The sequence below is a fragment of the Microcoleus sp. genome, from assembly GCF_049646505.1.
Lineage (GTDB): Bacteria > Cyanobacteriota > Cyanobacteriia > Cyanobacteriales > Microcoleaceae > Microcoleus.
Window position 1 is genome coordinate 1 of sequence record NZ_JBARVX010000227.1, and the last position, 11508, is coordinate 11508.

General features: G+C 48.2%; 8 protein-coding genes and 1 pseudogene. 3 read left to right on the plus strand and 6 right to left on the minus strand.

Annotated elements, in window-relative coordinates:
• Nucleotides 1-1692: hypothetical protein (locus WBA89_RS12265; protein ID WP_424406731.1), on the minus strand; the 1692-nt coding region annotated here is incomplete at its 3' end.
• Nucleotides 1693-1866: 174 nt separating this feature from the next.
• Between WBA89_RS12265 and WBA89_RS12270 the strand changes: the two genes are divergently transcribed.
• Together WBA89_RS12270 and WBA89_RS12275 are read left to right on the plus strand one after the other, a co-directional pair.
• Nucleotides 1867-2262: a hypothetical protein gene (locus tag WBA89_RS12270; protein WP_424406719.1), complete on the plus strand. Its 396-nt coding sequence runs from the start codon at nucleotides 1867-1869 to the stop codon at nucleotides 2260-2262.
• A gap of 165 nt (nucleotides 2263-2427) precedes the next feature.
• Nucleotides 2428-2940: a phycobiliprotein lyase gene (locus WBA89_RS12275; protein ID WP_424406721.1), complete on the plus strand. Its 513-nt coding sequence runs from the start codon at nucleotides 2428-2430 to the stop codon at nucleotides 2938-2940.
• Between the two features lie 318 nt (nucleotides 2941-3258).
• Here the strand turns inward: WBA89_RS12275 and WBA89_RS12280 are convergent, their stop codons facing one another.
• The 5 genes from WBA89_RS12280 to WBA89_RS12300 form a co-directional block, all read right to left on the minus strand.
• The gene (locus WBA89_RS12280; RefSeq protein ID WP_424406723.1) at nucleotides 3259-3930 is read right to left on the minus strand and encodes a hypothetical protein; all 672 of its coding nucleotides are present in this window, start codon (nucleotides 3928-3930) and stop codon (nucleotides 3259-3261) included.
• 3 nt (nucleotides 3931-3933) lie between these two features.
• Nucleotides 3934-4068, minus strand: coding sequence for a hypothetical protein (locus WBA89_RS12285; RefSeq protein ID WP_424406725.1), 135 nt, complete (start codon nucleotides 4066-4068; stop codon nucleotides 3934-3936).
• 72 nt (nucleotides 4069-4140) lie between these two features.
• Nucleotides 4141-6666 carry a DUF3769 domain-containing protein gene (locus WBA89_RS12290; protein WP_424406727.1) on the minus strand — a complete coding sequence of 842 codons (2526 nt, stop codon included), beginning with the start codon at nucleotides 6664-6666 and terminating at the stop codon, nucleotides 4141-4143.
• A 592-nt stretch (nucleotides 6667-7258) separates the two neighbouring features.
• A complete protein-coding gene (locus WBA89_RS12295; protein ID WP_106151135.1) occupies nucleotides 7259-7375 on the minus strand; it encodes a photosystem II reaction center protein I in 117 nt (38 codons plus the stop codon).
• A gap of 75 nt (nucleotides 7376-7450) precedes the next feature.
• Complete coding sequence (locus WBA89_RS12300; RefSeq protein ID WP_424406729.1) at nucleotides 7451-9418, minus strand: hypothetical protein; 1968 nt, start codon at nucleotides 9416-9418, stop codon at nucleotides 7451-7453.
• A 183-nt stretch (nucleotides 9419-9601) separates the two neighbouring features.
• Here WBA89_RS12300 and WBA89_RS12305 point away from each other — a divergent pair.
• Nucleotides 9602-11508, plus strand: a pseudogene (locus WBA89_RS12305) (alpha-mannosidase); the annotation flags it as partial.

Here is an 11508-nt window from a genome sequence, read left to right on the forward strand (position 1 = left end):
ACTCCAAACTTTAATATTTTTGTCTTCGGAACCCGAAATTGCCATCGTTCCGTCAGGGGTAACAGCTACAGAATTTACCCAGTCTGTATGACCGGTGAAAGTAAATATTTCCTTTCCGGTTTCTAGATGCCAAACTTTCACGGTTTTGTCGCCGGAACCCGAAACTACTCGCTTGCTATCCGGTGTTATGGCGATCGCTTTTACCCAATCTTGGTGTCCCGCAATACTACAAATTTCCTGTCCGTTTTTGAGATTCCAGACTTTAATGCTGTTGTCTCCCGATCCGGAAATTGCTTTAGTACCGTCCGCTGTCACTGCTACAGCATTTACCCAGTCGTCGTGACCTGCAAATGATAAATTTTCTTGCCCTATTTCTAAGTGCCAAACTTTTAGGGTTTTGTCAGAGGAACCAGAAACTATCCGCTTGCCGTCGGGGGTGACAGCCACAGCATTCACTGGGGCGATGTGATTGGTACAAGTGAAAAGTTCTTGTTTTGTTGCGAGATTCCAAACTTTCAGCGTTTTGTCGCCGGAAGCCGAAATTACCCAATTGCCGTCGGGAGTAACTGCCACAGCTTGAACGAAACTTTCGTGTTTTCCTAAAGTAAAAAGTTGCTTTTTTTCTGACAAACTCCAAACTTTTACAGTGCCGTCGTAACTGCCAGAAATTATTTTTCCCCCATCGGGAGTAACTGCTACACTTTTTACCCAGTCTGCATGACCGTTGAGGGTGAAAAGTTCTTTTCCTGTTTCTAGGTTCCAGACTTTGATGCTGTTGTCTCCTGAACCGGAAATCAACAGTTTGTTATCGGGAGTTACTGCTACTGACTGCACAAAGCTGCTGTGACCTTTCAGATTGAAAATCACTTCCCCTGTTGACAAATTCCAAACTTTTATGCTGCCGTCCCAGGAACCGGAAATTATTTGCTTGCCCGATGGAGTTACTGCTACTGCTTCTACCGCAAAAGTATCGCCTGCTAATGTTAATATTTCTGTTCCTGTTGCTAAATTCCAAATTTTTATAGTGTTGTCCCAAGAACCGGAAATTACTTTAGTGCCGTCTGGGGTGACGGCTACAGCATTGACGTAGGTAAGATGACCTTTGAGGGTGAAAAGTTCTTGTCCTGTTTCTAAGTGCCAAATTTTGAGATTGTGGTCGGAGGATGCAGAAATTGCCCGCTTGCCGTCGGGGGCGATCGCTACAGCTTGTACCCAATCTGTATGTCCGGTTAGGGTTCGCAGCAGTCTCCCGCCAGGAGGGGTAAAGCTGGTGGTTAGCGGCCGCAGCCAGGGTTTTTTCTGCTGTTTTGCTTGTGCTAGCAGTGCTTGAATTTCTGGGATTTCAAAGCGCATTAAGCGGGCAATTAGTTGGGCTGCTAGTTGGGTTTTGTCTTTGGCTATAATGTGGGCAGAAAGACGGATTGCTTCTTGAATTAATTTGAGTTTGTAGGCTTTTTCGTCTGAGGTGATAATATCGGGACTTGTTGCTAAATCGTAATCTTCTATTAGGGCTTGTACTCCTGATGCTGACAGCTTGGCTTCTATAAAATTGTAATCTGTTAGCAAGCTGTATAATTTCTCTGAGTCTGAAGTCGCTGCTAGCTGGTTTGGCAGGATTTCCAGACAGTGTGTCTGTTCTGCGGGCTGCATTTTATCCAGCCCTTGGGTAAACTCGCTCATAAATTTGTGGATGTCTTTTTTTTTAAATGTATGCGATCGCTAGCTGCACCTTGCTGGAAACCCGATCGAGAATCTTTTCTCTTGACTTAGCTCTTGACTTAGCTCTTGACTTAGCTCTTGACTTAGCATGACATATTTGAAGGTTATTTGCTACGGGGCTGCTGCCCTCGATCGGGTGACGGTTCGATGCAATCGCTGGTTTTTGAGTCCGAGTCTGCTTTGAGAATTTTCAAGGAGTGCGATTGTCGTCAACTGCTGTCAAGGGAATTTAATTCAACACTGTTAAATTTACCGATCGGCAACCTTCTGATATATGTCGCTGTTTTTCTTGACATAGCCGGTGTTCGGGCAACGATTGCCGATCGTCTCAAAGCTAAAATTGTTGATGTGCGGCAATTCTCTTTGATTTTGGAACAAGACTTGCGATCGCCAGACAGGATGGCGGATAATCTAATTTTCTGTCAATTTCGCCGCATCCGGGAGGCAGATGTCCCTCCGGTTGAGTTTTGTACCGGGCGGCACCTGCAATCAGCTTCGCCCAAAACTCTCGGAAAGTTTTGCAGGCGCGCCCCATTCCTTTAAAATATAGAACAGGGCTTGGACTGTTAAACCGGTGTTTGACCAAAATCATGAGTTTGATTGCGGTTTTAGCGCTAGGTACGCAGGAAAAAACTGGGTTTCTTCCTTCTGCAGCGCACAAGTCGCGATCGAAATTAAACAAGTATTTTAAGTTTAGAGACAAATTTCATGGATGTCATCGAGTTTTTTGAGTTGAGTGCAGGTAAATGGTTTTCGCAGCGTACCGTACACAATCTTCAGTCTGGCGAATTGCAAGCAGGTAAATCTGACCTCAAAATAGAAATGGTGACAGCTAGCGACGCAGCAGTTGTCAAACTTTGCCACCAACACTCGATTAACCCGACTTCAACTAACCTCAAGGGCGTTCGGATTTCTTGGGACGGTATTCCCGATCGCAATCAAGCCAAACAAATTGGTTCTACAATATTAGCGATCGTGCCGAATCCTGACAATCCTAGCGAAGGTCAAGTGTTGCAGGAGAAAGGAAACAGTCGCTACGTGATGGGCGGCGACGATGTGCTGACATTGATTACAGAATCAGATACAGTCTGTGCTGAAGAAAGGCTGTGGTATCTCATGCCCAATCTGCGGCTGCGGACTAGCGTTGTTAAACAAGCTAACGGTACCGAACAGGCATCTTTTTGTTCGGAAATTCGGATGGGAGTAAGTCCGAAAAGTTAACTTTCGGTCGATTCAAGAATTGAACAATTGAATAATTGAGGAATCAGAGATTTACCCCACTGATGAATTTGCTATAGCGGTTCTCAAGCGTAGTGATATCGTTTCCGCTTGTATCGGAATGATTTAACCACAGAGAACACAGAGTACACAGAGTCCGAGAATATATATCTGAATCATTCCGATGCTACCGGATTTGATATGAGGTATGCCCAATGCCCAACGCCCTGTTTGGCCCATGCCCTGATTGGCCCATGCCCTGTTTGGCCCATGCCCTGTTTGGCCAATGCCCAATGCCCTGCGCGGGCCCATGCCCAAAGTTTACACTTTCTTTCTCCTTTCTCTCTTATTTATTCGACCTTTGAGGGCAATGGCTTTTAACTTGGTGTGAAAATCAGTGTGTTTGACAACGGGGAATGATTTGGCCGCAGGTTTGTCCGCTAAGAAGCGATCGATCTCGGCTTTATCGGCGAGGGCGGTAACGGCCAAGTCTTCATATACTACAACTTCTTGATTTTCTTTTGTGCGATCGCGATCGGGTAATTTTTCTGTTTCCTGTACTTCTGTGTTCGGGACTTCTGCATCTGGCGCGCGATCGATTTCGGGCTCTGACGGCGCAGGCAAATCTAACTCTGCGACACTAGCTTGTGCCGGTTCGAGGTTCGATAAAACGATACGATCCGGCGGCAGTTTAGGCTCTTTTTCAACGTTTAAATCTTGAGGAAAATTGTTGCAGACTAAGCGTTCAAACTCGCGATTAAAATGATAGAGCGGTTCTCCTATCCGGTGCCACATACTCAATAGCTGATCGACAGAAACAGCTTTGTAGCGCCCTTGATAAAGCGCTTCAACCACTGCTAAACGCAGCCAGTAGCCGGGATATTTTGTCAGCCATTCACCCGCCAATTTTTCGGCTTTTTTGCCACCTAGGTCAAAGCCGTAGTGAACCAGCAGAGCCGCTGCTTGTGCAGATATTGCCGTCACTTCTATCATTTGTTATTGGTTCGTTGTCTGTTGTCTGTTGACTGTTAACTGTTGACTGTTGACTGTTAACTGTTGACGCTTGAGGGCGGGCACTCTTGGCACCGCCCCTACTGACTGTTGGCTGTTGTCTGTTGTCTGTTGACCCAATCCCCGATGCCCGATGCCCGGTTTGGCCGATGCCCGATGCTTTTAGGCCCAATTCCCAATTAGCCAATTGAATTAATCGGATAAAAGCACGCCTCCTTCTACTGTTTTCACGTCTCCGGAAAAAGGTTGGGGAGTGCCGTTCCAGTTGAAGTCGCTGATTCTAAATGTCAGGCTGCCGACTTGACGTTCAGGATTAAAACGCAAAATAATTGCGTAGCTGCGACGGCTGTATTCTAAAGTGTAGTTCGTACTGATTGCTTCCTTGCTCTCTAAATTAATAGCTCTTTGAAACCCGACTCGAAACCCTCCGTAAACTTGCTGGACAAGTCCGAAAGATAGGACTTTCAAATCTACTAGCCGATCGAACAAATAAGGCGATATGCCGTCCCGCGCTACCTGGGTGTAAGTCACGTTAAATCCAGTGTAGTCGAGGAAAGGGCGGGAGAAATGGCCGAACTGCCCTTGAATGCCGACGCTGCTGGCGATCGAGTTTTGTGTGTCGCCGCTGCTGTAATAAGTGCCAACTCCCCGGACTCCCAAGGCTAGTTGCAAGAAAGGAACCACTGGGTTGCGCGTGTACTTCAAACCCTGGGTGGGAGTGCGGGGCAGCGGTTGACCTTGCCACAGGTTGAAGCCGCGGCTCAAGGCGACGCTGGCTTGGGCGCGGCCCAAATCGATGCGGTTGTTTTCGCGCACTGGTTCGAGCAAGTCTGCTCGATCGGTGTCAGCATTGATAAATTGATACCCGGCTTGGTAGCTGAGATTGATGCCCGTTCCTCCCAGGGGGATGACTGGGGAAGTCAGGACTGCTCCGAGGCTGCTCTGCACGGTTTGAAAGCCCAGAGAACCGTTAAACAGCCGATCGCGATAACTATATTCTGCCGCTAGAGAGTGAGTGCCGATCGACTGCCGCAGGCGCACATTGCCCCGAAAGCTGTCTTCTGGCAAATTCGGGAAATCTTCAAAACTCAGAAATATCGCCGAGGCTTCGATATTGGTACGGGGGCCGAGCCTAGTGGTCAACTTCGCTTTGAGTCCGTAACTGTCTGGAAAAAACGGATTGCCGCCGTGATCTGTCACGGCCCGCTGGAGGTAAATTTGGGGTGTCAGGGTGAGCCGCACCGGCCCGTTTTGCAACACCTGAAAACCGCACTCGGCATACAAACCGCCCCTGTCCTCCCCGTCGTAGCCAAAGGTCAAACAAGGGCCGTTCTGCTGCCTGCTGTCAAACACTTGTCTGCGGGGGTACACGGGTATTTTGATCCAGTTGTCGAACACCAAGCGGGGCGAGTTGGTGACTAATTCTTCAGCCGTGGGGGAAATCCTTGTAATCGTCGCCCTCCGCGCCCTGTATTCAAATTCTGGCGGGGAAAACGGGTCGTTAGTAATCCGAATGTTGGTTGCTACTCTGACGCCGTTGGGCAGAAGTTCGAGGCGTTCTGCTTCAAAGCGGATGCGGTTGACTGCGCCGACAACTTGGGGGGCTGCTAGCTGTCCGCCGCCGCCGATGGTGACGCTGGCCGCGCCGGGGGATTTGACTTGGCGCACGGGCTGCTGGCTGGTAATTCGATCGCTCAGAGGCTGTTCGAGAATGGTTCCGGCACTGATATCTGTGGGTAGTGTGGGTGTTATTTCGCTACTGGCGGCGGGGAGGAATATTTCGCCGCTGGCTTGTTCGACTGCGCCGGCATTGAGTCCTAGATTGAATTCCATCTGTCGGCCACGGACTACTTGTCGGCCGCGGGTATAGGCGACGTTGCCTGATGCTACCACTTGGCGGGTGACTAGGTTGACGATCGCCCGATCGGCATCTATCACAGTTTGCCGGAACCGCACCACAACATTACCAACCGCCGTGACAATTTGCTGCTTCTCATCAAATTCTTGGCTGTCGGCCTTAATTTCGATGGTATCGCCAGGAGTCACCGGAAAAGGCACCGTCCGCTGAGATGGTGCGGTGCGGACTCCCGGCGCGGCTGGTTTGGGCTTTGGTTTGGGCTCTGTTGTTGCGGGTTTGGGGGCGGTTCCTGGTGTGGGAATCTCGAACTGTTGCTGCTCGGTGGGAGGCTGTTCCAGCCCCGGTTCTGGAACGGGAATCTCTGTTGGTACGGGAGCGTTCTCTTCTAACTGTCGGCCTTGGGCCTGATACCAACTTTCTTGCGGTTTTAGCGCATTCTTGTCCTCTTTTCTCTGCTCCCCTGCTATTTTTTGGCGATTCCGAGCTGCCACAGCATTTTCTACCGAACCTAACTGGTAAGCAGTAAATGAGGAATCTTGCTTAGCTGCTGGAGTTTCGGGTTTTTCCGCAGCAACCGGGTACCCAAATCCCGCTACTGCTTCGTCGCTTTCGACTGTGGCTGCGGGGTGTGCGATTTCTGGAGGCTGTTGGTTGCTGGCTGGGGCGGTATCGAGAAGTGCTGCTTCTTCTACTTGGGCCGGTTGCTGGGGTGGCTGAACGATTTCTGAACTTGGTTCCGGTGTTTCTGCGGAGTTGCTGGGGGTGTCTCCATCACTGGCTGCGACAGTTAGGGCTGCTTTCTTTGGTTTCGCGATGTAGATGATGGCAGGTGGTTCGGGCGGCGGGACCGGATATGGCATAGTTACAACAGGTGAGTCATCCGATTTTAGATTTTAGATTTTAGATTTTAGAGGGTTTTTTATAGCGGACAATTTATCATCAAAATTTTTGCATTTAACAGGCAGCGTTTCCAGGTTAACCGGAAATCTTCAGGTATGCCTCGCAGCTAACCGACTCATCCTCAGAAACTTGGTTGCTTACCAGAAAGAATTGGTTTAAAGCCGGAACCCTTGTGGGAAGAAATTAAAAGAAGACTATTCAACTGTCAACTGTCAACTGTCAACTGTCAACTGTTAACTGTCAACTGTCAACTGTCAACTGTTAACTGTCAACTGTCAACTGTCAACTGTCAACTGTCAACTGTCAACTGTCAACTGTTAACTGTTAACTGTCATCTGTCAACTGTCAACTGTCAACTGTCAACTGTCAACTGAATAAACAGATGTTTCGCGGGAATCAGCGAATATTTCCTAGCAAACGGCTTTGTTTTGCCACAAGATAACCTCGCTGGTGGTGCGAGGTCAAGTGTTGATTTACTCATTTTTGTGGCTTCGCGCCTTGGTTCGGGGGCTGCGGTGTCGGGCCCCCGAACTAGCGGCCCAGATAGCTGGCTTATTCCATGTCTCTGCGGTTGGGGTTCCGGGCTGGGTCATTGGACAAAAATCCAAATACGAACAGGGAAACAAAAAATAGGACAACTACATTAACTACGATTTTGAGGGTTAGCACTGTGGGAGACTCCAAAGATGGTTTAATACTGAGCTGATTGCTGCGAGTGCAACTTTTTTTATCATAGGCTAAAGATTACTCAATTTTATCTTTGGTTTGGAGGATTGTTTGCCAATTGGTTTTTGCCCAGTTCCAGATTTGCTCTAGGATATTTTCTAATCGCACCATGAGTAGGTCTATCCATTCGAGCACTTGTTCTAGCGGGTGTTTAATGTAACCCATTGATTCGGATTTTGTTTCTAAGTATTCGTCTGCGGGCGGGACGCTGCGATTTGTTGGTTGGGCTGCTGTGGCTGTTGGGGTATATTTGCTGGTTTGCTGGGTGATTGCTGCTGGGGATTGGCTGTTTGGCGCGGTGTTGGGGTTTGTGTATTTTGGCACTTGGGTTTCCTGTGTCCCCCCAGGGGTTGATGGTGTTGCGGGTGCAGGGCTATTTTTTTGAGTTACTGCTAAATTTGAGGCTTGTTGGGGTTGACTTTTTGACTCTGGTGCTAGCAAGCTCTGCTTGAGTCCGGCGAGCAGGCCGTGAATTGCTTTGGGGTAGGGCGATATTGAGACGGCGGTCGATCGACCTTCTGCCATTTCTTCCTTGACTTTTGATCTGTTTTGTGATATAGAGATTTCGTCTGTTGCGCCGTCGGGTTCGGAACTGCCCTCGATCGACTGCGGAGGCCCTGGTTCCCCGAACAAGTCTTGCCAATTCAACCACGGTCGATCGACCTCCGGGCTGTTTTCGGTTTTCTCTAGCTGTCCTTGCTGTTGCAAATAATACCTAATTGCAACAGATTTTTCCGTGTTATCACTGGCTGCTGTTTCTTTGCCCAGCAGGTGGTCTACTGACGACCAAATCATTTTTTCGATGTTTTGAGCGTATTTTTCGAGGATTTCGCGGGCGCTAGGGCCTAAATTGGTTTCGGGAGCAGGTGTATCAATTTTTACTTCTGGGGCGGCGGCAGCGGGTACGGCGGTTTTGGCTGCTGGGGGTAGGGTAAATTCTTCGAGGTTGACGGCGGCTCGATCGAGTAATGTGACAAAGGAGATGGGATTTGCGGGTCGATCAAACTTGCTGTTAAAATTAGTTTCTAATTTTGAGGTATTGTCACCGATCGAATTTGATGCAACAATCGACTGCTGTGCGGTTTTTGATTCAATCTGCGCGCGGGCTGTTTCGACTAAGATAGCATTGCGGTCGATCGCTTTTTTGACTGCCAGGATTGATTCTCCAAACTGATTTCTGTTGACAGCAACCGGACTCGTCTGAAGCCAGGCCATCAATTCCCAAAAACGCCGCACCGGTGCCGACTGCGCTTTTTTGGCAGCCGACTCCAAACCGAGATTAAATTTTAATTCTTTTTGGGTAACTTCCCGCAGTTCTGGCCCGTCGTTGGCGACTTCCCAAGTTATGCGGCTTTCCAGCAGTTCCTGCTGTTCGGGTGTCAAAATATCTAATATCCGATTTTCTCTTCCCACCAAAACTAAAGTTCGGGCTGCCATAAAAGTAGCAATTCCGCAAACTTTTGGTTGGCTGTCTAATTCAGCTTTGCGAAGCGGATGTTCTAAAACGGAAGTTGTTTGATGTTTGGCAGTTTGTCCCTGCGAGTTAATTGCCGGATGTAAATCGCTAACAAGTTGATCGCTGGCAGAATTTGTCTGATTTATTAACAGCGGGAAACCGGCTAAAGTTGCGGCAGTTTGCGACGAGTTTAGCAAATTTTCGGCGAGGTGCAAAATTTGGGCGATCGAACCAGCCTCGGAAATCTCCTCCCGATACCAATTTTGCGACAAATCGGGATTTTCGGTAGTGCCAAATTCTTGCAATTCGGGTAAATCTACTTTTTGACTCGATTCCCGCAATTGCCGGCTCAACATTCGGGAACTTTGCACCAGCAAGTAAGCTGGATAAAGTAGAATTTGGGTACTGCTGAGAGTTGCGTGTTTAATTTGACGCCAAGTGCGATCGCAATTATCAGCGACTTGGCGGGACTGTTTGGATATAAAATTTAATATTCGGCTTTGGTACGGGCCGTAGTAACCGTTAGACATAAGTTTAATTCTTGAATAGTTGATTTGAGATTAGCGCCGATACAGCCAAAAATTGCTGTAAAATCAAACCGGGATATTAACCGCAGATTCAAACCCTCTGAAACCCTTATTTCTTCGCGTCCTTTGCGCCTAAGCGGTTCGATTCCGATCCTGATTCCTACGCAACTCCTATTTTAGCCAAAAATGAACGCTTCTGTGCCGCCTGCCAGCAATAATATTTCTGAAGTTGTAGAGAAGTTGCGCCGCCTCAGTCAAGTGGAGGTTCAGTCCGGCTGGAGGTACTGCGACGGTGACTCGGCTGCTGCGGGTGCGGTAGGTATTTGTAACGGGCCGGTTGCCGAACTTAACGGGAAAGGACATATTGCTTGGCCTTCTGGGAAGCAAGTTATTTATTTGGGACAGCACTTTGTCGTTCCTAACAATTTGCACGGCTATCCTGTGGTTGGTTTGCGGTTGCTGCTGGGCTTGACTTGGTGGGCAGAAGATGCTCAGATTTTTGTGGGCGGTGAGTTAGTCGGAGAAGGTGATTTATTTGATTGTGCCGATCGAGTTTTGTTGAGTGCGTCGGTCAATCCGGGAGATGAATTTTGGGTGATGTTGCGGTTGGTAAGTCCAGGCCACGATAGCGGTGCTTTGGTGCGATCGATTTGCTTGTACGAAGCGGCAGATTCTGCTTGTTTCGATCCGGGTTTTGTGGCGGACGAATTAGAGATTTTGCAAAAATCCCTAGCTGGAAATTCACAAAATAAAAATTGCCAATACCTCCCCACCAAAAATATAGCAAATCATCCCCTGTTTGTCAAGGGAAATTTGCTAAAATCTGAGATTAATTTGGCGGTTAATTTGATTGATTGGTCTGCTTTGCCGAATCGTGCCAAGTTCGATCGATCGCTGTCTGTTTTGCGGCACAATTTATTGGGATATCTGCTGGCTGGTTCTGGGGAGTTGGATGATTTAACCGCAGAGGCCACAGAGAACGCAGAGGGAAGAATAGATCGAGTTTTTGAGGTTGGAGAAAATGGCGAGAGGATATCTTTTTTTGGGGAGTTGGATGATTTAACCGCAGAGGCCACAGAGAACGCAGAGGGAAGAGAAGATGCTGTTTATCGGGTTGGGGAAAATCAGTACAGTACATCTATATATATAGGTGAAAATCTCAACATTAAATCTTTTTCTGGGGAGTTGGATGATTTAACCGCAGAGGCCACAGAGAACACAGAGGGAGGAGGAAGAAGTCGGCTTTCTTTGGTGGGAGAAGCTGACAAAATTACATCTATATATACAAGTAAAATCTATTTGGTCGGTCACGCTCATTTAGACTTGGCTTGGTTGTGGCCTGTCCCGGAAACTTGGGAAGCTGCTGAACGAACTTTTGAGTCGGTTTTGAATTTACAATCGGAGTTTCCCGATTTGATTTTCTGTCATTCAACTCCGGCTCTTTATGCTTGGATGGAAGAACACCGCCCGGACTTGTTTGCTGCGATTCAAAAGCAGGTGGCTGTCGGACGTTGGGAAGTTGTCGGCGGGATGTGGGTTGAACCGGATTTAAACTTGATTTCTGCTGAGTCAATGGTGCGACAAGTTGTTTGCGGACAGCGCTACGCAAAGGAAAAGTTTGGGGAGTTGATGCGGGTGGCTTGGCTACCGGATACTTTTGGTTTTGGATGGCAATTACCTCAGATTTTGCGACAAGGCGGTGTTGATTATTTTGTGACTCAGAAGTTGCGCTGGAATGATTCGACGGAGTTTCCCTACGGTGCTTTTTGGTGGGAAGGGTTGGATGGTACTAAAATATTTAGCATGATGTCTGGGGCGATCGGCGAAAGTGTAGAATCTGTAAAAATGGCAAGTTATGCTTTTGATTGGCAAGTTAAAACTAATTTGCCAGATGCTCTTTGGTTGCCGGGAGTTGGCGACCACGGCGGCGGCCCGACTCGCGATATGCTGGAGGTGGCGAAACGCTGGAAATTGTCGCCTTTTTTCCCCAGGATGGAGTTTGCGAAGGCGGTTGATTATTTGGCTTTGATTGAGAGTCGGTTTTTGCCGGAAGTTGCGGCAACTTTCCCCGAAAATGATGATGTTCCAGAATC

What these genes read in the sequence shown, in the direction of transcription:
- WBA89_RS12270 (WP_424406719.1), top strand. Translation starts at nt 1,867, where the DNA reads ATGCAATCGCTGGTTTTTGAGTCCGAGTCTGCTTTGAGAATTTTCAAG.
- WBA89_RS12275 (WP_424406721.1), top strand. Translation starts at nt 2,428, where the DNA reads ATGGATGTCATCGAGTTTTTTGAGTTGAGTGCAGGTAAATGGTTTTCG.
- WBA89_RS12280 (WP_424406723.1), bottom strand. Translation starts at nt 3,930, where the DNA reads ATGATAGAAGTGACGGCAATATCTGCACAAGCAGCGGCTCTGCTGGTT.
- WBA89_RS12290 (WP_424406727.1), bottom strand. Translation starts at nt 6,666, where the DNA reads ATGCCATATCCGGTCCCGCCGCCCGAACCACCTGCCATCATCTACATC.
- WBA89_RS12300 (WP_424406729.1), bottom strand. Translation starts at nt 9,418, where the DNA reads ATGTCTAACGGTTACTACGGCCCGTACCAAAGCCGAATATTAAATTTT.